Source organism: Amycolatopsis sp. NPDC039088, from assembly GCF_055598845.1.
Genome location: NZ_JBVKAE010000021.1, coordinates 132,788 through 156,960 on the forward strand (window position 1 = coordinate 132,788; position 24,173 = coordinate 156,960).

The window sequence follows — 24,173 nt, forward strand, 5'->3', positions numbered from 1 at the left end:
CTTCGCCCGATCGGGACGCGCAGGAACGAACAAATGTGCGGATGCTAACGGGTGGATGTACGAAGGCGGTAAGTTTCCCCCAGTCGGGCTAGCGACTGTCTGGTCACTGTCCGTTCTGCGGACAAGTGCATGAACGTTCGGTCGGTCGGATCGAATCGGACTTTACCGTGACAGTCCGCTGACAGCGGCTCCCTCTAGATTTCGATCTTCCTGGCCCGAAGACGAAGGAGAACAATGAGGAAGTCCCTGCTCGCCCTGGCCGGCCTGCCCGTGGCCGGCGTCCTGGCCACCATGGGGGCCGGAATCGCCTCCGCCGCCCCCGCCACGAGCACCGGGTCGGAGTCGGCGGTCCAGCTGATGGCCAACTGTGATCCGATCTGGCGCCTCAGCGACCGGGCCGGGGGAACCTGCTATGACATCGCGTTCCGGGTGGGCGTCCGGTGCAAGTCGACCAGTGGCAACTGGCAGGTCTTCTACAGCGACTGGACGAACAAGGGCGTCCCCGCGACCGCTTTCTGCCCGGCCGGCTGGGAGTCCGTCAGCGCCGACTACGACCTGCCCGACTGAGTCCTGACCTGAAGCGTGTGAAGGCCTCCTTCCCTCGGCTCGGCCGAGGGAAGGAGGCCTTCACACGTGACGCTCTCGATCGTCCACAAGGGACACAGGTCGAGTTGAAATGTCTGATTGAATACTGTTTGACCGTATACCGTGGTCCGTGAAGGCCTCCTTCCCTACCTTCAAAGTAGGGAAGGAGGCCTTCACGGACTTCCAACACTTCACCAGCGTCGGACCGGCGAAAGCTCTCCGAGCTCGGGCGGGATACCTTCGCGGCGTGGTTCCGGTTGGTCGACGGGGTCGTGAGTGGTAGGTGTCGTTAGAACGACACTCGCCACTCACGACCCATCCGGCCCACCGGCCCTAAGTTCCTGGCTTTGCGGCTCAACTCAGGGAAGGGGCCTTCACGCGCAAAAAGGGTCAGGCCGTCGGAGGCTGATAGATCTTCGTGAGCTTCGAAGCGGCACCCCGGTCCAGCAGCCAGAGCGTGCGGCGATCGCCGCGTGCTCCCGACACCGGGATCTGTACCTCGCCCGCGCCGGCCAGCGCCAGCGCGACGGCGTCGGCCTTGGCGTCGCCGCCGGTGACCAGCCAGACGTCCCGCGCGCGACGGATCGCGGGCAGCGTCAGCGAGATCCGGGTCGGCGGCGGCTTCGGGCAGTTGCGCACCGCGACGACCGAACGCTCCTTTTCGTACACCGCCGGGCTCTCGGGGAAGATCGAGGCGGTGTGCCCCTCCCCGCCGAGGCCGAGCAGCAGGATGTCGAACGACGGCACGTCGCCGTGGTCCTCGGGACGGGCGTCGGCCGCCAGGACCTCCGCGTAAGCGGCGGCCGCGGCGTCGACGTCGTCGCCGAACTCGCCGTCCGAGGGTGCCATGGCGTGCACCCGCTTCGGGTCGATCGGGACGTGGTCGAGCAGGGCCTCGCGGGCCTGCTTCTCGTTGCGCTCGTCCGAGTCCGCCGGGACGAAACGCTCGTCGCCCCAGTAGACGTCGAGACGCGACCAGTCGATGGCGTCACGGGCACTGGACTCGCGGAGTTCCTTCAGGATCGCGATCCCGGTGCCGCCGCCGGTGAGCACCACCGAAGCCGAGCCCTTGGCCGCCTGGACGTCCACGATCCGGGTGACCAGCCTGGCCGCCGCGGCGGCGGCCAGGAGGTCCGGGTTCGCGTAGACGACGACCTCCGTCTTGCTCATGATTCGCTCTTCTTCGCGGCGACCGCGGTCTTCTTCTTGGAAGCCGCCGGAGCCTTCTTCGCCGGGACGGCTTTGGTGGCCGTGCCGGAGGAGATCTTCGAGAGCCCGTGGAGCGAAGCCTCGTAGACCTCGTCCGGGTCGAGCCGACGCAGCTCCTCGATCAGGCAGTCCTTGTTGTCCCGACGCTGCAGGGAGATCCGGCGAGTCGGCTGGCCGGGCTGGGTCAGCGTGCCGACCCGCCCGTCCGGCCGGTGCAGCTCCACCGGACCGGAACGCCGGTCCAGCGTCACCGAGATGATGCCCGCGGCGCCGGTGCTCTTGACCCGCTTGACCGGCACCTTCAGGTACTCGGCCAGCCAGCCCGCGAGCAGCTCGGTCGACGGCGAGTCGGCCTCACCGGTCACGGTCGCCCCGGTGACCTTCTCGTGCGGCGGAAGGTCCAAGGCGGACACGAGCTGCGCGCGCCAGCTGGTCAGCCGGGTCCACGCCAGGTCGGTGTCACCCTCCACATAGGACTTCGCCCGCGTGGTGAGAGCTCTTATCGGCGCCTTCTCCGCGGCGGAGTCGGTGATCCGGCGCTGGGCCAGTTCACCGAGCGGGTCCTTGGCCGGCGCCTTGGGACCGGTACCCGGCCACCAGGTGACGATCGGCGCGTCCGGCAGCAGCAGCGGTACGACCGCGCTCTGCCCCTGCGAGGCCAGCGGGCCGTAGAGCCGCAGGACGATGACCTCGCTCGCGCCGGCGTCGCCGCCGACCCGGATCTGGCCGTCGATCCGCGGTGCCGCGGTCCGCGCGCCCTTGGCCACCACGATCACCCGCGAGGGGTGCTCCCGGCTGGCGTCGTTGGCGGCCTCGATCGCCTCTTCGAGCCTTTCGTCGTCGTCGGCCACGATGACGAGCGTCAGCACCCGGCCGAGCGCCACCTGCCCGCCCTGTTCGCGGATCTCGACGAGTTTCTTGTTCAGCTGCGACGTCGTGGTCGACGGCAGGTCGATGATCACGGACGCCTCCAATTCCGGCCGGTACGCTCCAGCATTTCGTCCGCGGACGGCGGGCCCCACGAACCCGGCGGGTACTGCTCGGGCGCGCCCTTCTTGGCCCAGGCGTCGAGGATCGGGTCCAGGATCTCCCAGGACAGCTCGACCTCTTCGTTCACCGGGAACAGCGACGGCTCACCGAGCAGCACGTCCAGGATCAGCCGCTCGTAGGCCTCGGGCGAGGACTCGGTGAACGCGTGCCCGTAGCCGAAGTCCATGGTGACGTCGCGGACCTCCATCGTGGTCCCCGGCACCTTCGACCCGAACCGCAGGGTGATGCCCTCGTCGGGCTGCACCCGGATCACCAGCGCGTTCTGACCCAGTTCCTCGGTCGAGGTCGAGTCGAACGGCAGATGCGGCGCCCGTTTGAACACCACGGCGATCTCGGTGACCCGGCGGCCGAGCCGCTTGCCTGTCCGCAGGTAGAACGGCACCCCCGCCCAGCGGCGGTTCTGCACCTCGAGGGTCACCGCGGCGTAGGTCTCGGTCGTCGAGTCCTTCGCGAAGCCACCTTCCTGCAACAGTCCGGGCACCTTCATGCCGCCCTGCCAGCCGCCCGCGTACTGTCCGCGCGCGGTCGTCTCTTCGAACGGCCCCAGCGGTTTCGTCGCCGAAAGCACCTTGACCTTCTCGGCTCGCAGAGCACGCGGCGCGAACGAGACCGGCTCCTCCATCGCGGTCAGCGCGAGGAGCTGCAGCAGGTGGTTCTGGATGACGTCGCGCGCGGCGCCGATGCCGTCGTAGTACCCCGCGCGGCCGCCGAGGCCGATGTCCTCGGCCATGGTGATCTGCACGTGGTCCACGTAGTTGGCGTTCCAGATCGGCTCGAACAGCTGGTTCGCGAACCGCAGCGCCAGCAGGTTCTGCACCGTCTCCTTGCCGAGGTAGTGGTCGATGCGGAACACCGACTCCTCGGGGAAGACGTCGTTCACGATCTCGTTGAGCTCCTTGGCGCTCTTGAGGTCGCGGCCGAACGGCTTCTCGATGACGACGCGGCGCCAGGTCTCCTCGCTCGCGTCGGCGAGGCCGGAGCGGGCGAGCTGCTTGGTCACCACCGGGAACGCGCTCGGCGGGATCGACAGGTAGAACGCGGTGTTGCCACCGGTGCCGCGTTCGGCGTCGAGGTCCTTGACCGTCTGCGCGAGCTTGTCGAAGGCCTCGTCGTCGTCGAAGGTGCCCTGTACGAAACGGATGCCTTCGGCGAGCCGGTTCCACACCGACTCCTTGAACGGCGTCCGCGCGTGCTCCTTGACCGAATCGTGCACGAGCTCGCCGAAGTCCTGGTGCTCCCAGTCGCGGCGGGCGAAGCCCACCAGGGAGAACCCGGCTGGCAGCAGCCCGCGGTGGGCGAGGTCGTAGATCGCCGGCATCAGCTTCTTGCGGGCGAGGTCACCGGTGACGCCGAAGATCACCAGGCTGGACGGCCCGGCGATCCGCGGCAGCCGCTTGTCGCGCGGATCGCGCAGCGGGTTGTTCCAGGCACGTGTCACTCGCCGGCCTCCTGTACCGCGCGGACCAGTTCGGCCAGGCCGGCGGCCCGGTCGGTGAGGTGCAGGCGCAGGACCGGACGACCGTGCTCGGCGAGCACTTGGCCGTCACCGAGCGCCTGCGCGTGCTGCAGCACCCCGAGGGTGTACGGCCGGTCCGGTACGTCGAGATCCTGCTCGACGGCGCCGGTGAGCTGCAGGAAGACACCGTTCTGGTGCCCGCCCTTGTGGTACTGCCCGGTGGAGTGCAGGAACCGCGGTCCCCAGCCGAACGTGGTCTGCCGTCCGGTCCGCTTGGCGATCTCGCCGCGCAGGAGGGACGTCGAAGCATCGTCGAGCCGGTCGAGGTAGGCCTGCACCGCGATGTACCCGGTTTCCGGTGCGGAATCGAAGAAAGCCCGCAGAATGTCCGCGAGCTTTCCGTCGGTGGCCACGCCCGCCGAACCGAACACCTGGACCGCGCCGTCCACAGTGGACGGCTCTTCGCCGCCCTTGAGCGCGTCCGGGTTGTCCAAAAGGGACCGTGCGGCCTTCTTGGCGGCCTCGACGTCGGGCTGGTCGAACGGGTTGATCCCGAGCAGCCTGCCGACGAGCGCGGTGGCGAACTCCCACAGCAGCATCTGGGCACCGAGCGGGCCGGTGACCGAGATCTTCGCGGCGCCTTCGGCCTGGCCGACCGCCACCGGGGTGGCGTCGGACTTCGCGTCGGCGAACCCGGGGGAGTCCGGCCCCTCGACGGCGACCGGCAGGAGACCGGTGCCCTGCTTGCCGGTGGACTCGGCGATCAGCTGCTCCGCCCAGTCGGCGAAGCCCTTGATGCCGGAACCCGTGTCGCCGATGACGACCTTTTCCGCGCCGTCCTCGTGGGCCGCGGCCCAGGCCGAAGCCAGCTTGATCGCGGGGTTCTCAGTGACGTCTTCGGCCAGGTTGCCCGCGACGGCCGCGGCCTGGTCGAGCAGGCGGGCGATGTCCGCGCCGGCGAGCCCGGCGGGGACGAGGCCGAACGCGGTCAGCGCCGAGTAACGGCCGCCGACGTTCGGGTCGGCGAGGAAGACCTTGCGGTAACCCTCCTTTTCGGACAGTTCCGCGAACGGGGAGCCGGGGTCGGTGACGACCACGATCCGCCGGGCCGCGTCGATGCCCGCTTCGGTGAAGGCCTTCGCGAAGATCCGCCGGTGGCTGTCGGTTTCGACGGTGCCGCCGGACTTCGAGGAGACCACGATGACCGTGCGCTCCAGGTCACCGGCGAGCGCGTCGGCCACCTGGCCGGGGTCGGTGGTGTCGAGGACGGTCAGCGCGACCCCTTCGGTCGCGGCGATCACCTCGGGTGCCAGCGACGAACCGCCCATGCCCGCGAGGACGACACGGTCGACCCCTTCCGAGCGCAGGTCGGTCCGCAGTGCCTCGATCTCGCCGATCAACGGCCGCGAGGACTTGTGCAGCGTCGTCCACGAGAGACGGATCGACGCTTCGGACTCGGCTTCGGGACCCCACAGTGTGGCGTCCTGGGACGCCAATTTCGATGCGACCTGGTCGGCGACAAGCCGCTCCGCGAACGGAGCGGCTTTGCCGGCCAGGGCGGCGTCGGCGATTTCGACGCCGGTCGTTTCCCCTGCCATGGTCCAGATCAGTCCTTCGCCTTTGCCAGCTGTCCGTTGACGGTCTCGAGAAGCTCGGTCCACGACTTCTCGAACTTCTCGACGCCTTCGTCCTCGAGGACCTTGAAGACGTCTTCGATGTCGATGCCGACCACACGCAGCTTGTCGAAGACGATCTGCGCGTCGGGGCCCTTGCCGGTCACCGTGTCACCGGTGACGTCGGCGTGGTCCGCGGCCGCGTCGAGGGTCTTCTCCGGCATCGTGTTGACCGTGTCCTTGACGACGAGCTGGTCCACGTAGCGGGTGTCGGAGTACTGCGGGTCCTTCACGCCGGTCGAGGCCCACAGCGGACGCTGCGCGTTCGCGCCTGCCTCGGCGAGCGCCTTCCAGCGGTCCGAGGAGAACAGCTCTTCGAACGCCGCGTACGCGAGGCGCGCGTTGGCGATGGCGGCCTCACCGCGCAGCGCGGTGGCAGCCTCGGTGCCGATGGCGTCGAGCCGCTTGTCGATCTCGGTGTCCACACGGGACACGAAGAACGACGCGACCGAGTGGATGCCCTTGAGGTCGTGGCCGTTGGCCTTGGCCTGCTCCAGCCCGGCGAAGAACGCCTCGATGACCGCCTTGTAGCGGTCGACCGAGAAGATCAGCGTCACGTTCACGCTGATGCCCTCGGCGAGCGTCTTGGTGATCGCGGGAAGACCCTCTTCGGTGGCCGGGATCTTGATCAGCACGTTCGGCCGGTCCACGGTCTTCCACAGGTCCTGCGCCTCGGCCGCCGTCTTGTCGGCGTCCTTGGCCAGCCGCGGGTCCACCTCGATGGACACCCGGCCGTCGACCCCGTTCGTGGCGTTGTAGACGTCGCGGAACAGGTCCGCGGCGTTGCGCACGTCGGTGGTGGTCAGCTCGCGGATGGTGGCCTCGACGTCGGCACCGCGGGCGGCGAGTTCCTTCGTCTGCTCGTCGTAGGCCTCGCCCTTCGACATCGCGTTGGCGAAGATCGTCGGGTTGGTGGTGACGCCGACGACGTGCTTGTCGCGGATCAGGTCGGCGAGGTTGCCGGTGTTCAGTCGCTCACGGGACAGGTCGTCGAGCCAGATCGAGACGCCTGCCTCGGACAGCTGAGCGAGCTTGTCGTTGCTCATGCTTTCCCCTTCAGTTCTTGGTGTTGGCGATCGAGCGACGGGCGGCGTCGACGACTGCCTCCGCGGTGAAACCGAACTCGCGGAACAGCGTGGCGGCGTCGGCCGAAGCACCGAAGTGCTCGATCGAGACGTTCTCCCCGGCGTCACCGGTGAAGCGGTGCCACGACTGGGCGATACCGGCTTCGACGGAGACGCGTGCCTTGACCGACGGCGGGAGGACGGAGTCCTTGTAGGACTGGTCCTGCGCGTCGAACCACTCGACACACGGCATCGAGACGACGCTCGCCGGGATCCCGTCGGCCTCGAGGGTCTTGCGGGCCTCGACGGCCAGCTGGACCTCGGAGCCGGTCGCGATCAGCACGACCTCGGGGCTGCCGTTGGACGCCTCGGCGAGGACGTAACCGCCTCGCTTGACGCCCTCGGCGCTGGTGCCCTCCAGCACCGGCACGTTCTGCCGGGTCAGCGCGAGGCCCGACGGGTGGTGGACGTCCTCCAGGACGGCCTTCCACGCGTACGCGGTCTCGTTGGCGTCTGCCGGGCGGACGACGTTGAGGCCGGGGATGGCGCGCAGGGCGGAGAGCTGCTCGATCGGCTGGTGGGTGGGGCCGTCCTCGCCCAGGCCGATCGAGTCGTGCGTCCACACGTAGGTGACCGGCGCCTTCATCAGCGCGGCCAGCCGCACGGGCGGGCGCATGTAGTCGGAGAAGATCAGGAACGTCGCGCCGTAGGGGCGGGTGCCGCCGTGCAGCGCGATGCCGTTGAGGATCGAGCCCATCGCGTGCTCACGGATGCCGAAGTGCAGCGTCCGGCCGTACGGGCTGGTCTTCCACATCTCGGTGGAAGCCTTCTCCGGGCCGAACGAGTCGGCCCCCTTCATGGTGGTGTTGTTGCTCTCCGCGAGGTCCGCGGAACCGCCCCACAGCTCGGGAAGCGGCTCGGCGAGCGCGTTGAGCACCTCACCGGAGGCCTTGCGGGTCGCGATGCCCTTGGCGTCCGGCTCCCACTTCGGCAGGTTGTCCGCGAAGCCCTCGGGCAGCGTGCGGGTCGACATCCGGTCCGCGAGCTTCTTGCGCTCCGGGTTGGCGGCGCCCCACGCCTCGAACTTCTCCTGCCATTCGGCGCGCGCGGTCTTGCCGCGTTCGACGGCCTGGCGGGTGTGCGCGATGACCTCGTCGTCGACCTGGAAGGTCCGCTCCGGGTCGAAGCCGAGGATCTCCTTGACCGCGGCGACCTCTTCGGCGCCCAGCGCGGCGCCGTGGGCCTTGCCGGTGCCCATCTTCTTCGGCGCCGGGTACCCGATGACGGTCTTCAGCGCGATGAACGACGGGCGTCCGGTCTCGGCCTTGGCGGCCTTGATGGCCTCTTCGATCGCGACGACGTCCTCGCCACCCTCGACGACCTGGGTGTGCCAGCCGTAGGCCTCGTAGCGCTTCACGACGTCCTCGGACAGCGCGATCTTGGTGTCGTCCTCGATCGAGATCTCGTTGTCGTCCCAGAAGACGATCAGGTTGCCCAGCTCCTGGCGACCGGCGATCGACGAGGCCTCGGCGGTGACGCCTTCCTCGATGTCACCGTCGGAGGCGACGACGTAGACGTAGTGATCGAAGATGCTCTCGCCCTGCGGAGCGTCCGGGTCCAGCAGGCCGCGCTCGCGGCGGGCCGCCATCGCCATGCCGACCGCGTTGGCCAGGCCCTGGCCGAGCGGGCCGGTGGTGGTCTCGACGCCCTTGGTGTGGCGGTACTCCGGGTGACCCGGGGTCTTCGAGTCCCACTTGCGTAGCTGCTTCAGGTCTTCCAGCTCCAGGCCGAACCCGGCGAGGTACAGCTGGATGTAGAGGGTGAGGCTCGAGTGACCGGCGGAGAGGACGAAGCGGTCACGAGCGGGCCACTCGGGGTCCGCCGGATCGTGGCGCAGCGTCCGCTGGAACAGCGTGTAGGCGAGCGGCGCCAGGCTCATCGCGGTGCCGGGGTGGCCACTGCCGCAGTTCTCGACCGCGTCCGCGGCGAGCACCCGGACGGTGTCGACGGCCCGCGTGTCGAGGTCGGTCCAGTCGGCGGGCACGTTGCGCTCCAGGAGTGGGTTCTTCTCGCTGGTAGAGGCGGTTTCGGACACTGAACTCGAACTCCCCGTCATCAGGTTGTGGCTTCTCTTCCCTCGTGGATAACCCACGTGCACCGCTACTAATCTCAATCGATCCGGAAGGGACGATATTCCTGCTCCGGACCGTTCGCAGAAGCACGCCGCGAGCTACCCCGGCCAGCCTAATGGTTCGGCCGGTGAAGGACCCGCGATCACCCTCTGGAAACAGCACGTCTAACATCGAGCGAGGGTTCAGAACGCGGGGATCCGGGGCCGCCACATCACCCGGAAGCCTGGCGGGACCCGGCCCGAAAACTGACGCAGGGAGTGAAATGTCGTTGGTGAACGCTGCGCACGGACGCAGTGACAGCACCAGCGCCGTACATCCGACCGGTGAACGACCGCACGGTGGCCGGCGAACAATCCGCCAGGTCGTCGGCGCGTACGCCGCCCTCGCGAAGCCCAGGGTGATCGAGCTGCTCCTCGTCACCACGATTCCCGCGATGTTCCTGGCAGGCCGGGAAATCCCGTCGCCCTGGCTGGTGCTCGCGACGCTCGTGGGCGGCACCATGGCCGCCGGCAGTGCCAACGCCTTGAACTGCGTCATCGACGCGGACATCGACAAGGTGATGAACCGCACGAAGCGCCGTCCGCTGGTGAAGGAATCGGTGCCCCGGCGCGGCGCGCTGATCTTCGGCCTCGCACTCGGCGTCCTGTCGGCCGTCGTGCTCTATTTCACGGTGAATCTGCTCTCGGCGATCCTCGCCGTCGCGACGATCCTCTTCTACATCTTCGTCTACACGCTGGTGCTGAAGCGGCGTACGTCACAGAACGTGGTCTGGGGCGGCGCGGCCGGCTGCATGCCGGTCGTCATCGGCTGGGCCGCCGTCACCGGCACCGTCGAGTGGCCCGCGTTCGTGATGTTCGGCGTCATCTTCTTCTGGACCCCGCCGCACACCTGGGCGCTGGGCATGAAGTACCGCGACGACTACGAGCGCGCCGGCGTGCCGATGCTGCCGGTGGTCGCCACCCCGCAGCACGTCGCGCGGCAGATCGTCATCTACTCGTGGGTGATGGTCGCCTGGACGCTGCTGCTGGTCCCCGTGACCAGCTGGATCTACACGACGTTCGCGATCCTGGCGGGCGGCTGGTTCCTCTTCTACGCGCACAGCCTGAACGCGGCGGTGCGGCGCGGCGAGGAGACCAAGCCGATGTCGCTGTTCCACCGGTCGAACACGTACCTGATGATCGTGTTCGTCGCGCTGGCCGTCGACTCGGCCATCGGGCTGCCTGTCATCGGCCTGCCCTTCTAGATCGTCGTGTTTCAGATCCCAACGGCGGGCTAGTCCGGTCTGCTGTGCCATGAAGGCCTCCTTCCCCGCGCTTAAGGTCAGGGTCCCGGCAAGGTCGCGATCTTGCAGGTCAGGTGACTGTCACGGGCCGCGCGCACCGGTGGCGGTGGCGGAGCTTGAGGGTTGGAACGACCCAAATCACTCACGGCCCCCTCGCGAAACTCCGCTGCGTGAACCCGCTCCCGCCACGACACGTTCCCCTTGACCCGCTCTGGCGATGGAGCCGACCAGCAGTTATGCGACTTCGCCGGGACTCTAACCTTGAGAGCAGGGGCCCGGCGAAGTCGAGGTAGAGCTTGATCAACGGAAGATCAGGGACATTCAACGTCCCTGATCTTCCGTTGATCAAGGGTGAGCCGAGGTAGGGCAGGCCTGATTCTGGATGCCGCGGGGCTATAGGTGCGGTTTCGGAGGAATGGTGTGAGTGGCGGTTCGGGTGAGGGTCACTGGTGTCTTAGGTACCTGCCATCTGGCGACACGCGTGATCCGGCGGAGGCCACGCGTGAGTGAACGGAGAACACACGCGACGAAACCTGCCGCTTCCGCGTGTCATCCATCCAGTCACACGTGTCCTCCGTCTGATCACACGCGCCATCCATCCAGCCACGCGAAACCATGCAAGATGCCCAAATCGGGCATTTTGTCTCGGAAAGTGTCCCTTATGGACAGTCCGGACCCGGGTGAGGCCCCTTGTGTGAGCCCGCTCCCGCCGTGTCCACCACGACGCGTTCGCCTTGACCCGCTCTGGCGATGGAGCCGACCAGCAGTTATGCGACTTTGCCGGGGCCCTGGACCTTGAAATAGGGAAGGAGGCCTTCATGTACTTCACGCGCGTCTCAGCCGGCGGCGATGATCTCCAGCTCCACCATCCAGTTGCTGGTCAGCGTTTGAGCCACGATCGCCGTGGTCGGTACGACACGACCGTTCAGGGCCTTCACCCGAGCGTCCGCGTTGGCTTCCGCGTAGGAAGGGTCGCGCAGATAGCTCGTGATGCGCACGATGTTGTCCACCGTCATGTCCGCGGCGGCGAGAATGGCGCGTAGGTTGGACCAGATCAGGTCCAGCTGCTCGGCCAGGGTCTCACCGGGAACTCCTCGCTCATCGAGCCCCATCGTGCCCGCGACGAAGAGCAGCCGCTCGGCCTGGCGCACCTCCATGGCGTGCACGTAATCCGCGGTGGCGGGATAGACGCCGTTGGTCGGGCTGTGTTGGACGGTCAGCATCGGGCGAACTCCTCGGACGGCGCCAGTGTGGGATACGGCATCCAGAATCGAGGATTCGGCGGCGTGGGTATCGCTCCCACGCCGCCGAGTAACCCGAAGGGGTCATGCGCTCAGCGATTCGCGCCGCGCAATCCCGAGACACGGCCCGGCATGGACCAGATGTACGAGAAACCGGTTCCCGCTGTGTGGTCGAACGCGACCTCGGACTCGTAGGACGCGAAGTCCAGGTGGTACAGCGAGTTCTCCGATTGCCGCGAGACGACCGTTGCCGATCCCTTGTAGAGCTTGACGGTCACCTCGCCCGTCACGCGTTCGCGCACTTCGTCGAAGAACGAGTCAAGCGACACCCGCAGCGCCGAGAACCACTTGGCGTCGTACACCAGCTCCGCGTATTTCTTCGAGAGCAGAGCCTTGTATTGGAACAGGTCCCGCTCGAGCACCAGGTTTTCCAGTTCACGGTGTGCTTCGTAGAGGACCGCCGCAGCCGGTGCCTCGTACACGCCGCGCACCTTGATACCGACCAGGCGATTCTCCATGATGTCGATGCGGCCGATGCCATGAGTGCCCGCCAGCTCGTTGAGGCGCTTGACGAGGGAGACCGCGTCGTACCGCACGCCGTCGATGGTGACCGGTGTGCCGTTTTCGAACCCGATGCGCACCAGCTGCGGCTCATCCGGCGCAGACTCCGCCGAACGCGTGATGGTGTAGACCTCTTCCGGTGGCGCCAGCGAGATATCGTCGAGCGGACCGCACTCCACGCTGGTTCCCCAGAGGTTGGTGTCTCGGCTGTATGGGCTTGTCTTGAACGACGGCACCGAAACGTTGTGTTCTTCCGCGAACGCGATCTGCCTCGCCCTGGTGGTGAGATCCCACTCCATCACCGGTGCGATGACCTTCAGTTCCGGGTTCAGCGACACGATGCCCGAGTAGAAGCGAATCTGGTCGTTGCCCTTGCCCGTCGCGCCGTGCGCCACCGCCTGGGCATCCTCTTCGGCGGCGATCTCGACCAAGCGCTTGGCGATGAGCGGCCTGCTCAGCGATGCCGCCATGTGATAGCGCGTCTCGAACACCGCGTCGGCGCGCAGGGCGCGGAACGCGTACTCCTCCAGGAACGGCCGGCGGAGGTCTTCGACGTGTACCGCCGTTGCGCCATTTGCCTTCGCGCGCGCTTCGACGTCGCCAAGATCCTCCACCTGGCCGATGTTCGCGCAGAATGCCACGACCTCGGCGTCGTACGTGCGTTGCAGCCACGCCAGCGCGAGTGATGTGTCGAGTCCACCCGAGTAGGCCAGCACGATCTTCATCTGATACTCACTCCTTCGCGACTAAGCTCTGGACAGCGAGGCGTCGAGGGAAGCGACTCGCCCGGTGCGCAAGAACTCGTCGAGCATCTTTCGGGTGTACAGGCGATCGCCCCATTCCTCATCGGAGCGGGGCAAGGGGGCGCCGGTCCGGATGAGGTCGACCATTTCGTAGAACAGCAGCAACAGGTACGCCGCCGCTCGTTCGGTCAGGCCCTGTGGCGTCTCGCCCGGTGTGATCGGGAATCGCCTGACCTGGATGATCTGGCCCGCATCGATCTTGGACACGATGTGGTGGCAGGTCACGCCGAATTCCGAGCACCCGTCGTCGAGTGCGAAATGGTAGCCGCCAACGCCGCGATAGCGCGGGGGTGAGGGGTGAAAGTTGACCGAACTTCGTCTTGTTCTCGACAGCAGTTCCGGAGTGAGTACGAGGTCGGCCTTGAAACAGAAGACATGGTCGCCGGACCAGGTGTTCACGATTTCGGGTCTGGGGTCGCCGTAGTCCCAGAGCAGTATGTCCGTCTGCTCGAATACGTCTTCGAGGTAATTGGCCGCCAATTTGCTCCAGCGGGAGGTGTCACCGATGAATAGAACGCTCTCCTTGATCATTTCCCCCAGCCTTAATGTGGTTAGATTGAATGGTCGCGGAGAAATCCGCCTCAATTTTCAGGTTGGGGCGGATTTCTCGGCCTGTCAGATTAAGACGCTCTCTCGGAGGAGTCGGCCTCGGTTGCCGGTTTTTCCGCGGTTTCCTCGGTCTTCGCCTTGATTGCGCGGCCCTTGAAGATAAAGGCGACCCCGCAGACCACCGCGGCCACGGACAGCACGGTCAGCAGGTTGATCTCTTCGTTGAGGAACCACCAGCCGAGCATCACGGCGACCGCGGGGGTCACCAGCGTGTAACTGGTCGCCAGCGCCGTCCGGACCGTGTTCAGCAAATACATGTAGGCGCTGTAGGCACCAAGCGAACCGGCCACCACCAGGTACGCCCACGCCCAGAGGGCACCGGCGTCGGGCGCGGACGTGAACGACTCACCGAAGACGAAAAATCCGATCACAGCGGTGATCGCACCGCCCGCCAGCATCTCGGCCGCGTACGCCATCGGGCCTTTCGGTAGCTCGACATGCTGGCTCATCACCGAACCGATCGACCAGAACAGGGAGGCCGCCACGATGATGATCGCGCCCTTGGACGCTCCGGAAATGCCGCCTTCGAGATTCAGCAGGATCACGCCGACGAATCCGCAGACGATACCGATCACCTCGTACTGGTTCGGCCATCGGCGCGTGAAGGCGCCGGCGAGCAAAGCCGTCCAGATGGGCACGGTCGCGATACCGACGGAAGCGAGGCCACTCGTGATCGTCTGCTGGGCGATCGCGATGCTGCCCACGCAGCCGCACTGCATCAAGCTGCCGATGATCGCGCAGTTGAGCCACTGCTTACCGGTGGGCAACTTGTATCCGCGGATCAGCAGGAAGGCGAACAGGAGGAGCCCGGCAACCAGGAACCGCGCTCCGGTCATGAGGAACGGCGGCATGGTGGCCAGTGTCAGGTCGATCGCCAGATAGGTCGAGCCCCACACGATGTAGACGACGACCAGTGCCCCGATCACCACTGGTGTCAGGGACGACTGCTGCTTGGTACCGCTGCTCAATGTTCCACTCATTCTACTAGTGCTTCGGCACCCCTGGTCGGGAACCGTCAGAGTTCGTCACGCAACTCCGGAACACGGCGATAGCCGAGGATGAGAATGTCTCGCACGGCGGAGCGGCTCGTATCGGCCGCCTTGATCGGCGTGACGGCGTGCAGGACGTCCCGATCCGCCCAGAACATCGTGTCCATTCTCGATTCCAAGGCGAACTCGGTGATCTGCTCGCGTTCGTTGTTGTAGATCCTGGACAGCCCGCCGGTGACATTCGTCCTTGACATCAGGTGTATCGCGCCGAAGTCGATCTCGTCGCGGTGAATGCCTTCGGGAGTCGGTTCACCCGACTCGTCCGGCCTGGCGATGATTCGGAACTGGTGACATGCCACTTCCCACGCGTCGGCCGCATACTCTTCCTTCGCGGGAAACTGGGCGTAGTTGAATTCGATGAGTGCGTTCATGAGAGGGTTCTTCACGGAGGTCTCCGTCACCGGATCGACCACGCGTTGGATGCCGCCCGCATAGGAGTTCGCCATCTCCGACTGGAAATAAGGGCGGTGGGCGAGCAGGCGGATACTGCGCTCGGCCGGGATGTAGCAGAAGCGGCCATAGCGGCGCTCGCGGAAGCGGCCACCGTTCTTCAGATAGTTGTCCGCGCCGAGATTGTCCCATTCTGCGGCCAGTGTCGCCTCGTGTCTTCGTGCCGCGGGATCCAGCGGCAGTTCGTCGGCGCGGACGAGGGAATAACCTTGTACACGCAGGTCGCCTTTGATGTCGACCGCCTCGAGTTCATTCAGCACACGTACCCCCAGTTCGAACTGGCAAATGCCAGCCGAATTTTTGATCGTTTGCGGAATAGTCTTCGGTCCTGCAAGGTTCCAGCCGGCTGGCTGCGCCGCTGGTGTGAGGTAGACTTTTCCGAGCGTCTCGCGAATGGCCCCATATCACGACCCCAGTGATTGGCGACGCTCGGTAGCGTGTCAAGCCTGCGGATGATTATGGCAGAGCGCGAGGCGGTCGGGCAAGCAGTCTGCGGCCTTCGCATATGCGGACCGGAAGCGTCGAATTTCGGAGCCGATACCGCGGAAAGCTGACGTAAGTGCAGTCCGCGACGTGTCCGACAAAGGTTCCGATGGTGAACAGGGACGCCGGTACGCGTGTCATGATCAGTGTTTCTCTCAAACGAAAATCGAGATTTCATCGATAATTACTTTCGTGGCGGGATTTTCCGCAGGTCTGGACCTGACGTCGACGTAAGGCGAGGAAGGCCTGTGGTGCTTATCGATCGGCCGAACGGAATGGACGCCGCCTCCCGCCGGGAATCCTTCGGCGGGCGAGGTATCGCCAGAATTATCCTGGACAGGTGCGCTTGCCTGCCATAGCGTGATCGCCCGTGGTTTTCTTTGTGCGTCGAGCAGAAGCGCGTGATCTGCGATCCATGAAGGATCTCGTCGACCGGTACTCCGGGACTGTCATGCTGGGGAAGGAACTGGCGACGTTCTACCGCGAGATGTCCGACTTCTTCGTTGTGGACGATGGTGGGGAACTGCTCGCCTGCGGTGCCTTGCACATTCGCTCCGACGGGCTCGGCGAGATAGGTACGGTGGCCGTACGGCCCGATCAACACGGCCGGGGTATCGGGTCGCTGTTGATCCGGCGGCTGCTCGCGGAGGGCGCGGCAGTCGGACTGCGTGATGTGTTCGTGTTGACCTTTGAGACCGGGTTCTTCGCTCGTCACGGCTTCCGGGAGCTCGTCGAGGAGCCGCAGCCGGTGTCGGTGGGCTGCGGCCGGATGGGGCTTCTCGCCGTGGATGACGCGTCGTTGTTCCTGGACCTGGGGCAGGCCAAGGTCAACACGCTCGGCAACACGAGGATGATGCTCACGCTCTGACGACGCCGGATCCGTTCGGGACCTTGCCGCGACGTCGCAGAATCAGCACGACCCAGCCCGCGCCGGCGCAGGCAAGAGACAGCGAAAGCCACGGCAACGCGGGCAGTCCGGCGCGCTCGGACACGTCCACCAGCAGTCCGGACAAAGCGGTCCCGGCCGCGCCTCCGACGCCGGACGCGGTGCCCGCCACGCCGATGGCGGTTCCGCTGAGGCCGCTCCGGACATAGGAGACCGCCAGATCGCTCGACACGGGGAAGGCGACCGCGCAACCCACGGACAGGACGACGGTCGACGAAAGCATCGGGACCATTGCCAGCAGAAGGTAGGGAATCGCCGCCGGGGTCAGGCTGTCGACGGGCGCGGCGGAGGTCTGCCATGTCGCACTCAATGCCGGCACGACGAAGGACGACGCGCACAGCATGAGACCGATGGACAAGGTCCTCACCCCCCCGAAACGCGTTACGAAGAATCGCGTGAGCGGCACGCTGCACGTCAGGCCGATCACCGTGTTGACGATGAACACCAGGCTGATCGCGGCGGCGGAGCCTGTCACCCGCTCGACTTCGAGCGGGATCAGGAGATAGAGCTGGTTGAAGGCGACGTACAGACCTGATGCGGCGATGGTGTAGACCACGAAACCCGGTGTGGAGAGCACCTCTCGCCAGTCGCGCAGTACGGACTGCCGCGCCGGTTCGGGTGGTTGCGGCGGGAGCAGGAACGCCTGCCCGACGGTCAGCAGGGCGAACACCGCGGCCGCCACGACCGCCACGGCGGAGAAGTCGACCAGCAGCAGCGCGCTGCCGAGCAAGGGGCCGAGGAGGGCGCCCGCGTTGTGGGCGGCGCTGTAGAGCGCGTAAGCGGTCAGTCGTCGATCCTCCTCGACGGCCCGGGTGAGATAGGTGCGGGCGGCGGGGCCGAACAGAGCGCCGGCGAGTCCGGTCAGTACCGATGCCACCAGCACCGCCGGGAGGGACTCCACGAAGGCGAACATGCCGAACCCGACCGTGCGGAACCCGCAGCCGAGGAGAATCAGCCCACGCGGTCCGAGCCGGTCCGCCGCGGACCCGCTGATCAACGTCATTCCTTGTTGGCTCAAGGATCGGACGGCGATGACGAGACCGACCGCGGCGACGGCGAGCCCGAGGTCGCCAAGGTGCGCCGCGAGGTGCGGGATGATCAGATAGAACCCGAGATTCACGCCGAAGTTGTTGATCAACAGCAATCGCACGGGCATGCTCAGGGAAAGAAATGTGCGCGTCGTCCGCACGTCAGCCGACGGCGTTCGTTGGCATACCTGAACCCCCCAGGTGGTATGGCGCACTGAACTGACCCTGAGCCGTGCGCGAGGGCACAGTAGCAGTCCGTCACCTCGGCGACAATGTCCCGCGAGCGTCGGTGGTCAGCGCGGCGAAGTGGCCGGACGGGAATGCGAGAATGGTCGGCGTCGTTGTACGTCGATCGCCCCTGTCCCACCTCTCGAAAGCAGGCTGCATTTGTCCGTGTCCCCGGACCGGGATCTCGATGCGACGGACACCGACGTCGCACTCGAACAGGAGTACGTCACCACCCTGTACCGCAAGCTCGACGCCGAACGCGTCGACGCCCAGCGCAGGCTCGACCAGACGCTGCGCCAGACCGGCGGCACTCCGCAGGCACGCACCGAACGCGACGTCGCCACGACGCTGTACACCGACAGGCTGTCCCAGCTGAGCTCCGTCGAACAGGGCCTGTGCTTCGGCCGCCTCGACTTCCTCCCCGAGCACGCGGAGGAGACCACCTACATCGGGCGGCTCGGGCTGTTCGACGAGGACGACGAATACCGCCCGTTGCTCGTCGACTGGCGCGCGCCGGTCGCGCGGCCCTTCTATCTCGCCACCGCCGCCTCACCCGAAGGTGTCCGGCGGCGGCGGCACATCCGGTCGCTGAGCCGGAAGGTCGTCGGCGTCGACGACGAGATCCTCGACCTCTCCGCCGCCGACCAGGGCCAGGACCTCGGCCTCGCGGGGGAGGCGGCACTGCTGGCCGCCCTGGAACGCCGTCGCACCGGTGAGATGAGCGACATCGTCGCCACCATCCAGGCCGAGCAGGACCGCATCATCCGCGCGTCGCCGAACGGCGTCCTGGTGGTCCAGGGCGGACCGGGCACCGGAAAGACCGCGGTCGCGCTGCACCGCGCGGCGTACCTGCTCTACACGCACCGGCAGCAGCTCACCACCCGCGGCGTGCTCGTGGTCGGGCCGAACAGCACCTTCCTCCGCTACATCGGGCAGGTTCTGCCGTCGCTCGGCGAGACCGGGGTGCTGCTGGCCACGATCGGGCAGCTGTACCCAGGCCTCGACGCCGTCGGTCCCGTCACCCGCGAGGCCGCCGAGATCAAGGGCCGCGCGGTGATGGCCGACGTGCTCGCCAACGCCGTCCGTGATCGTCAGCGCGTGCCGGAACCGGTGCTGGAGATCGAGTTCGAGCGCGAGATCCTCATGCTCGACCGCAAGACCTGCACCGAGGCGCGGACACGGGCCCGCCGGTCACGCCGTCCGCACAACCTCGCGCGGCGGATCTTCTTCTCCGACGTCCTCGACGCGCTGACCCGGCAGGCCGCCCGCAAACTGGGGGAGGACCTGCTCGACGCGCGCGACGTCCAGGACATCCGCGCCGAGGTCGCCGCCGACAAGAACGTGGCCGCCGCCCTCGACGGACTCTGGCCGACGCTCACCCCCGAGATCGTGCTCGACGAGCTCTTCGCCGACCCTGAACGGTTGCGCAGGGCGGCCGGGAAAGCCTTGTCGGACACCGATCGTGAGCATCTCTACAGCCCGACGGACGCGCAGTGGAGCCCGGCCGACGTCCCGCTGCTCGACGAACTCGCCGAATTGCTTGGCGAGGACGACACCGACGCCAGGGCCGAGCGCGTCCGTCGCGAGCGGGAAGACCGCGCGTACGCGGAAGGAGTGCTCGACATCCTCGAACAGGACGAGGAGATCATCGACGAGGAACTGCTGCGGGTGAGCGACGTCCTCGACGCCGAGCTGTTCGCCGAGCGCCAGCAGCGCCGCAGCGAGATGACCGCGGCACAGCGGGCCGCGCAGGACCGGACCTGGACCTTCGGGCACGTGATCGTCGACGAGGCGCAGGAACTGACCGCGATGGACTGGCGGCTGCTGATGCGCCGGTCGCCGAACCGGTCGATGACGCTCGTCGGTGACGTCGCGCAGACCGGCGCTTCCGGCGGCGCGCGGTCCTGGGGCGAGGTGCTCTCGCCCTACGTCGCCGACCGCTGGCGGCTCGAAGAGCTGACCGTGAACTACCGGACCCCGGCCGAGATCATGGCCGTCGCGGCGCGGGTGCTCGCCGAGGTCAATCCGGAGCTCGAAGCGCCGGTTTCGGTGCGGGAAACGGGTTGCGAGCCCTGGTTGCGCTCGGTGGCACCGGACGGCCTCGCCGTCGAACTGCCGGGGATCGTGGCGGCCGAACTGTCCGCTGTGGACGGTGGGACGGTCGCCGTGCTGTGCCCGGCTTCGCGGGTCGCTCCGGTCTCGGAGACCCTCGGCGAGGCGGGGGACCGGGTGTCGGTGATGGCGGTGGACCGGGCGAAGGGCCTCGAGTTCGACTCCGTGGTGCTGATCGCGCCGGACGAGGTCGTCGCCGAGTCGCCGCGCGGGCTCAACGATCTTTACGTGGCCCTGACCAGGGCGACCCGTCGGATGGGCGTAGTGCAGACCGGTGACCTTGTTCCGGCGCTGGAGGGTCTTGGCTAAGGTCGGCCGCATGCGCACATTCGGCAAGATCGTGGTCATCGGCGCGGGCGTCCTCGCCCTGGCGGCCTGTGGCGAGAAACAGAACACCGCAGGTTCCGCCCCGTCGTCCTCCGGCGCGGCCCCCGCGTCGGCGTCGTCTTCGGCCCCGGCCCCGGCCGCCCCGAAGGGCAAGGAATGCACGGCGGAGGACGTCAAGACCACCGGGAAGTTCGGGGAGGCGCCGACCATCACCATCCCGGACGACTGCGACCCGCCGAAGAAGCTCATCACCAAGGACCTCGAACCCGGCACCGGCGAGGGCGCCAAGCCGGGCGCGAACCTGAAGATGAACTATTCGCTGGTCACCTGGTCCAACAAGCAGAAACTGGACAGCTCCTTCGACCGGGGTGAGCCGTTCGACCTGACCCTCGGCGCCGGCGACGTCATCAAGGGCTGGGACCAGGGCTTGGAAGGGATCAAGCAGGGTGCGCGGCGGCTGCTGATCATCCCGCCGGACCTCGCCTACGGCCAGGGAGGACGCGGCATCGCGCCGAACGAGACCCTGGTCTTCGTGACCGACGCCGTGAGCGTGCCCGCCGCCAAGGGCTGATGGGGACTTCGGACGGACGGGTCCACCACGGACGAGTCCGTACGTGGCTGGTGGACGACGGATGGGGGGTCGTCGAGTCGGCGGATTTCGCCGACCCCATCTGGGTCCACTACTCGATGCTGGAGGGTTTCGGGCCCGGTGAATTCCGGAAGCTCGACGTGGGTGACGAGGTCGAGCTGACCGTCGAGCACGCGGAGCAGGACGAGTTCCGGCTGCGAGCGGTCTGGGTGCGCTCTCTCGGCTGAGAGTCCGTGAAGGCCTCCTTCCCTACCTTCAACGCAGGGTCCCGGCGAAGTCGGGATCGTGCAGGTCGGGGATCTCTTGGTCATGGCGCAGGCCGACGTCTATGAAGGAATTGGGACGTTGAGTGTCCCAATTCCTTCATAGACGCGGGGTCGTACCCGGTTGCTCGGACCCCGCGGGCATCAGCGATGCCACATCCGGACCACCGAGAACAGTGCCGACCAGCAACTCTGCGACTTTGCCGGGACCCTGACCCTCAAAGTAGGGAAGGAGGCCTTCACGGCGTTCTGGTCAGCCGGAGTACTCCCAGGTGAGCAGCGTGCGCTCCAGGCCCTTCTCGACCTTGGTCTCCGGTGGGACGTCGGCCTGGATGTAGCCGACGCGGCGCGCGACGGCCTCGCTGGCCGCGTTCTGCGCGTCGATCTTCAGCCGGAGCGGCCCGAGACCGAGTTCCAATGCGTACGCGGTGAGCACCCGGAGAGACCGTGCCGCCAGATCCTGCCCTCGGTGGGCCGGTCCGACCGCGTAGCCGAGCTCGGCGTGTCCCTCTTCGTGCAGGAACAGCACCACCTCGCCGAGTGGTTCGCCGCCGTCGGTCGTGATGGCGAGCCGCCGCCCCGAGCCCTCCGCCCGGCGGGTGACGGCCTTCCCGTAGTGGCCCTTCGCCGCAACCTCGTCGAATGGCGAAGGCAACGGCGTGAAGCGCGCGACGGCGGGATTGTCGAATACCCCGGCATGAACGCGATGTCGTCTTCGGTCCAGTCCCGCAGGACGAGCCCTTCGCCGGTCAGCCGGACCTCTTCCGGCCAGAGTGTGCTCACGGGATCAGCAGGAGCTTGCCGGTGGTGCGCCGCCCCTGGAGGTCCTCGTGCGCCTGGCGGGCGTCGGCCAGCGGGTAGCGTCCGCCGATCCGGATGTTCAGCGAGCCGTCCTGGACGGCGGCGAAGAGTTCGTTCACCCGCCACTCCAGTTCCTCGCGGGTGAGCACGTAGTGCGCGGAGGTCGGGCGGGTGAGGTACACCGAGCCGCTGCGGTTGAGCAGTTGCGGGTCGATCGGCGGCACCGGGCCGCTTGCGGCGCCGTAAAGGGCGAGCAGGCCGCGGATCTTCAGACTCGCCAGGCTGCCGTCCACAGTGGACTTGCCGACGCCGTCGTATACCACCGCGACGCCCTTGCTGTCGGTGAGTTCGCGGACCGCCTTGGCGAAATCGACCTGGTCGTAGCGGATGACGTCGTCCGCGCCCGCCGCCTTGGCGAGTTCGGCCTTCTCGTCGGTGGAGACGGTGCCGATCACCCGCGCGCCGCGTGCCTTGGCCAGCTGCACCAGCAGCAGGCCCATCCCGCCGGCGGCGGCGTGGATCAGGACGTCGTCACCGGCCTTGACCTCGTAGGTCGAGGCGATCAGCGCGTGCGCGGTGACACCCTGGAGCATCGTCGCGGCGGCGGTCTCCTCGGTCACGCCGTCCGGGATCTTCACCGCGATCGAGGCGGGGAGCAGACGGCGCTGGGCGTAGCTGCCGAGCGAGCCCTGCCAGGCGACGCGGTCGCCGACGGCGAAACCGGTCACGTCCGGCCCGATCGCGGCCACCGTGCCGGCGCCCTCCATGCCGAGGATGAACGGCGTGTCGACGGGGTAGATGCCCTCGCGGTGATAGGTGTCGATGTAGTTGACGCCCGCCGCGGCGACGTCCACGAGCAGTTCACCGGCTCCGGGTTCACCGACCTCGACTTCGGAGAGCTCAAGGACTTCGGGACCACCGGTTCGCCGGATTTGCACTGCCGTGGGCATACATCCTCCTCGTTCAAGGTCTTTCCGACCGGCACAACTATGGCCGACGCCACGGTTATTCCGCGCCACGGGCATTTCGCGGTTAAGCTCTGGCCGTGGCTGAGACCGAAGAGAAGACCGAGACCGCCGCCCCCACGTCGCGCCAGATCGCGGCCGCCCGCGACTTCGTGAAGCGGCACGGGAAGCCGTCGCGCGCGGTGGTGGAGAACATCGGCCGGATCGGCGCCAGGGTCGTGCTCGTGGGTGCCGACGGCGCGCTCGGCGACGTCGTCGTCGCCTCCACGGAGGCCGGCGAGGCACTGGTCGAGGCCGTCGAAGACCTCGAGCCCGCCGAGTGGGACAGCGAGACCGTGAAGGCCACCAAGATCGGCGCCGAGCACCGCCGCCGGATGGCGGGGAAGTGAGCGGTTCCGCGATCCTCGTCGCCTGTTCGGCGCTGCCGGAAAGCGACGGTGACGAGCACGCCGTTCCCGAGGCGCTGGCCGACCTCGGCTTCAAGACCCGCTGGGCCGCCTGGGACGACACGACCGTCGACTTCGGCGCCGCGGACATCGTCGTGCTGCGCGCCACCTGGGACTACCCCGAGCGCCGCGACGAGTTCCTGTCCTGGGCCGAATCCGTGCCCGCGTTGGCCAATTCGTCCGAAGTCGTGCGCTGGAACACCGACAAGTCCTATCTGGCCGAACTCGGCGACGCCGGGGTCGCGGTCGTGCCGACGACGCTGATCGCGCCGGGAGACGACGCCCCGCGCTGGCCCAAGGGCGAGTTCGTACTGAAGCCCGCGATCGGTGTCGGATCCCAGAACGTCGGGAAATTCGCGTCCGGCGAGGACGCCGCGTCGCATCTGCGGCGGCTCCACGCCGAGGGCCACACCGCGGTGCTGCAGCCGTATCAGTCCAGTGTGGACACGGAAGGCGAACTCGCGCTGGTGTTCTTCGGCGGAGTGTACTCGCACGCGTTCTCGAAGGCCGCGATACTGGGCGGGGAACTCGACGAATCCGGTTTGTACGTCACGGAAAAGCTCGCCCCCGCGCAGCCGTCCGCGTCGTTCCGCGCGCTGGCCGAAGACGTTCTGGACGCGACAGCGGCGTTGCTGGGGATCCTGCGCGCGGAGCTGCTCTACGCCCGCGTGGACCTCGTCACCGGACCGGACGGCAGGCCGCTGCTGCTGGAACTGGAGCTCGTCGAGCCTTCGCTCGGCTTCCGGCAGACCGACGCTTCCGCCGCCTGGCGTTTCGCTTCCGCCGTCCGGCAGCAACTCGCCTGACCCGGCCCTGACCCC

General features: G+C 67.2%; 22 protein-coding genes. 8 read left to right on the top strand and 14 right to left on the bottom strand.

Features of this window, described 5'->3' with window-relative positions:
- Positions 1–234: 234 nt before the first annotated feature.
- Positions 235–567: a hypothetical protein gene (locus ACZ7KI_RS25885; RefSeq protein WP_470275652.1), complete on the top strand. Its 333-nt coding sequence runs from the start codon at positions 235–237 to the stop codon at positions 565–567.
- A gap of 408 nt (positions 568–975) precedes the next feature.
- On the opposite strand, the gene pgl is transcribed toward ACZ7KI_RS25885, so the two are convergent.
- The 6 genes from pgl to tkt are packed head-to-tail and all read right to left on the bottom strand — an operon-like array spanning position 976 to position 9,132.
- A complete protein-coding gene (gene pgl / locus ACZ7KI_RS25890; RefSeq protein WP_470275653.1) occupies positions 976–1,755 on the bottom strand; it encodes a 6-phosphogluconolactonase in 780 nt (259 codons plus the stop codon).
- A complete protein-coding gene (opcA, locus tag ACZ7KI_RS25895) occupies positions 1,752–2,756 on the bottom strand; it encodes a glucose-6-phosphate dehydrogenase assembly protein OpcA (RefSeq protein ID WP_470275654.1) in 1,005 nt (334 codons plus the stop codon). Before opcA ends, pgl begins: the two co-directional genes overlap by 4 nt.
- A complete protein-coding gene (zwf, locus tag ACZ7KI_RS25900; protein ID WP_465503401.1) occupies positions 2,753–4,282 on the bottom strand; it encodes a glucose-6-phosphate dehydrogenase in 1,530 nt (509 codons plus the stop codon). The genes opcA and zwf overlap by 4 nt, the downstream gene beginning before the upstream one ends.
- On the bottom strand, positions 4,279–5,898 hold the full coding sequence (locus ACZ7KI_RS25905) for a glucose-6-phosphate isomerase (protein WP_470275655.1): 1,620 nt from the start codon (positions 5,896–5,898) through the stop codon (positions 4,279–4,281). The genes zwf and ACZ7KI_RS25905 overlap by 4 nt, the downstream gene beginning before the upstream one ends.
- A gap of 8 nt (positions 5,899–5,906) precedes the next feature.
- Complete coding sequence (gene tal, locus ACZ7KI_RS25910) at positions 5,907–7,019, bottom strand: transaldolase (RefSeq protein ID WP_470275656.1); 1,113 nt, start codon at positions 7,017–7,019, stop codon at positions 5,907–5,909.
- 10 nt (positions 7,020–7,029) lie between these two features.
- Positions 7,030–9,132 (bottom strand): transketolase, encoded by a 2,103-nt coding sequence (gene tkt, locus ACZ7KI_RS25915; RefSeq protein WP_470275657.1) that lies wholly within the window; start codon positions 9,130–9,132, stop codon positions 7,030–7,032.
- Positions 9,133–9,431: 299 nt separating this feature from the next.
- Between tkt and ACZ7KI_RS25920 the strand changes: the two genes are divergently transcribed.
- Positions 9,432–10,412 carry a heme o synthase gene (locus ACZ7KI_RS25920; protein WP_470275658.1) on the top strand — a complete coding sequence of 327 codons (981 nt, stop codon included), beginning with the start codon at positions 9,432–9,434 and terminating at the stop codon, positions 10,410–10,412.
- Positions 10,413–11,287: 875 nt separating this feature from the next.
- Here the strand turns inward: ACZ7KI_RS25920 and ACZ7KI_RS25925 are convergent.
- The 5 genes from ACZ7KI_RS25925 to ACZ7KI_RS25945 form a co-directional block, all read right to left on the bottom strand.
- The gene (locus tag ACZ7KI_RS25925) at positions 11,288–11,674 is read right to left on the bottom strand and encodes a RidA family protein (RefSeq protein WP_470275659.1); all 387 of its coding nucleotides are present in this window, start codon (positions 11,672–11,674) and stop codon (positions 11,288–11,290) included.
- 110 nt (positions 11,675–11,784) lie between these two features.
- Positions 11,785–12,978: an argininosuccinate synthase gene (locus ACZ7KI_RS25930; RefSeq protein WP_470275660.1), complete on the bottom strand. Its 1,194-nt coding sequence runs from the start codon at positions 12,976–12,978 to the stop codon at positions 11,785–11,787.
- Between the two features lie 21 nt (positions 12,979–12,999).
- Complete coding sequence (locus ACZ7KI_RS25935) at positions 13,000–13,587, bottom strand: formyltransferase family protein (protein WP_470275661.1); 588 nt, start codon at positions 13,585–13,587, stop codon at positions 13,000–13,002.
- 89 nt (positions 13,588–13,676) lie between these two features.
- On the bottom strand, positions 13,677–14,645 hold the full coding sequence (yedA, locus tag ACZ7KI_RS25940) for a drug/metabolite exporter YedA (RefSeq protein WP_470275662.1): 969 nt from the start codon (positions 14,643–14,645) through the stop codon (positions 13,677–13,679).
- A gap of 35 nt (positions 14,646–14,680) precedes the next feature.
- The gene (locus ACZ7KI_RS25945) at positions 14,681–15,424 is read right to left on the bottom strand and encodes a 2OG-Fe dioxygenase family protein (RefSeq protein ID WP_470275663.1); all 744 of its coding nucleotides are present in this window, start codon (positions 15,422–15,424) and stop codon (positions 14,681–14,683) included.
- Between the two features lie 638 nt (positions 15,425–16,062).
- On the opposite strand from ACZ7KI_RS25945, the gene ACZ7KI_RS25950 reads away from it, so the two are divergent.
- Positions 16,063–16,515: a GNAT family N-acetyltransferase gene (locus ACZ7KI_RS25950; RefSeq protein ID WP_470275664.1), complete on the top strand. Its 453-nt coding sequence runs from the start codon at positions 16,063–16,065 to the stop codon at positions 16,513–16,515.
- On the opposite strand, the gene ACZ7KI_RS25955 is transcribed toward ACZ7KI_RS25950, so the two are convergent.
- Positions 16,505–17,749 (bottom strand): MFS transporter, encoded by a 1,245-nt coding sequence (locus ACZ7KI_RS25955; protein WP_470275665.1) that lies wholly within the window; start codon positions 17,747–17,749, stop codon positions 16,505–16,507. The two genes, ACZ7KI_RS25950 and ACZ7KI_RS25955, sit on opposite strands and share 11 nt — an antisense overlap.
- A gap of 259 nt (positions 17,750–18,008) precedes the next feature.
- Here ACZ7KI_RS25955 and ACZ7KI_RS25960 point away from each other — a divergent pair, with 259 nt between their 5' ends.
- The 3 genes from ACZ7KI_RS25960 to ACZ7KI_RS25970 are packed head-to-tail and all read left to right on the top strand — an operon-like array spanning position 18,009 to position 21,104.
- On the top strand, positions 18,009–20,270 hold the full coding sequence (locus ACZ7KI_RS25960; protein WP_470275666.1) for a HelD family protein: 2,262 nt from the start codon (positions 18,009–18,011) through the stop codon (positions 20,268–20,270).
- 10 nt (positions 20,271–20,280) lie between these two features.
- The gene (locus ACZ7KI_RS25965; RefSeq protein ID WP_470275667.1) at positions 20,281–20,859 is read left to right on the top strand and encodes an FKBP-type peptidyl-prolyl cis-trans isomerase; all 579 of its coding nucleotides are present in this window, start codon (positions 20,281–20,283) and stop codon (positions 20,857–20,859) included.
- Between the two features lie 50 nt (positions 20,860–20,909).
- On the top strand, positions 20,910–21,104 hold the full coding sequence (locus ACZ7KI_RS25970) for a S1 domain-containing protein (RefSeq protein ID WP_470275668.1): 195 nt from the start codon (positions 20,910–20,912) through the stop codon (positions 21,102–21,104).
- A 289-nt stretch (positions 21,105–21,393) separates the two neighbouring features.
- On the opposite strand, the gene ACZ7KI_RS25975 is transcribed toward ACZ7KI_RS25970, so the two are convergent.
- Together ACZ7KI_RS25975 and ACZ7KI_RS25980 are read right to left on the bottom strand one after the other, a co-directional pair.
- Positions 21,394–21,795 carry a GNAT family N-acetyltransferase gene (locus ACZ7KI_RS25975; protein ID WP_470275669.1) on the bottom strand — a complete coding sequence of 134 codons (402 nt, stop codon included), beginning with the start codon at positions 21,793–21,795 and terminating at the stop codon, positions 21,394–21,396.
- A 124-nt stretch (positions 21,796–21,919) separates the two neighbouring features.
- Positions 21,920–22,891, bottom strand: a complete 972-nt coding sequence (locus tag ACZ7KI_RS25980; RefSeq protein WP_470275670.1) for a quinone oxidoreductase family protein — start codon at positions 22,889–22,891, stop codon at positions 21,920–21,922.
- A gap of 95 nt (positions 22,892–22,986) precedes the next feature.
- Between ACZ7KI_RS25980 and ACZ7KI_RS25985 the strand changes: the two genes are divergently transcribed.
- Positions 22,987–23,295 (top strand): hypothetical protein, encoded by a 309-nt coding sequence (locus ACZ7KI_RS25985; protein WP_470275671.1) that lies wholly within the window; start codon positions 22,987–22,989, stop codon positions 23,293–23,295.
- Positions 23,292–24,158, top strand: coding sequence for an ATP-grasp domain-containing protein (locus ACZ7KI_RS25990; RefSeq protein ID WP_470275672.1), 867 nt, complete (start codon positions 23,292–23,294; stop codon positions 24,156–24,158). Before ACZ7KI_RS25985 ends, ACZ7KI_RS25990 begins: the two co-directional genes overlap by 4 nt.
- Positions 24,159–24,173 lie beyond the last annotated feature (15 nt).

Coding starts and splice junctions, on each gene's coding strand:
- ACZ7KI_RS25965 (WP_470275667.1), top strand. CDS start 20,281: ATGCGCACATTCGGCAAGATCGTGGTCATCGGCGCGGGCGTCCTCGCC.
- ACZ7KI_RS25885 (WP_470275652.1), top strand. CDS start 235: ATGAGGAAGTCCCTGCTCGCCCTGGCCGGCCTGCCCGTGGCCGGCGTC.
- tal (WP_470275656.1), bottom strand. CDS start 7,019: ATGAGCAACGACAAGCTCGCTCAGCTGTCCGAGGCAGGCGTCTCGATC.
- ACZ7KI_RS25950 (WP_470275664.1), top strand. CDS start 16,063: ATGAAGGATCTCGTCGACCGGTACTCCGGGACTGTCATGCTGGGGAAG.
- ACZ7KI_RS25935 (WP_470275661.1), bottom strand. CDS start 13,587: ATGATCAAGGAGAGCGTTCTATTCATCGGTGACACCTCCCGCTGGAGC.
- ACZ7KI_RS25905 (WP_470275655.1), bottom strand. CDS start 5,898: ATGGCAGGGGAAACGACCGGCGTCGAAATCGCCGACGCCGCCCTGGCC.
- ACZ7KI_RS25925 (WP_470275659.1), bottom strand. CDS start 11,674: ATGCTGACCGTCCAACACAGCCCGACCAACGGCGTCTATCCCGCCACC.
- pgl (WP_470275653.1), bottom strand. CDS start 1,755: ATGAGCAAGACGGAGGTCGTCGTCTACGCGAACCCGGACCTCCTGGCC.
- ACZ7KI_RS25930 (WP_470275660.1), bottom strand. CDS start 12,978: ATGAAGATCGTGCTGGCCTACTCGGGTGGACTCGACACATCACTCGCG.
- ACZ7KI_RS25955 (WP_470275665.1), bottom strand. CDS start 17,749: ATGCCCGTGCGATTGCTGTTGATCAACAACTTCGGCGTGAATCTCGGG.
- yedA (WP_470275662.1), bottom strand. CDS start 14,645: ATGAGTGGAACATTGAGCAGCGGTACCAAGCAGCAGTCGTCCCTGACA.
- ACZ7KI_RS25920 (WP_470275658.1), top strand. CDS start 9,432: ATGTCGTTGGTGAACGCTGCGCACGGACGCAGTGACAGCACCAGCGCC.
- ACZ7KI_RS25980 (WP_470275670.1), bottom strand. CDS start 22,891: ATGCCCACGGCAGTGCAAATCCGGCGAACCGGTGGTCCCGAAGTCCTT.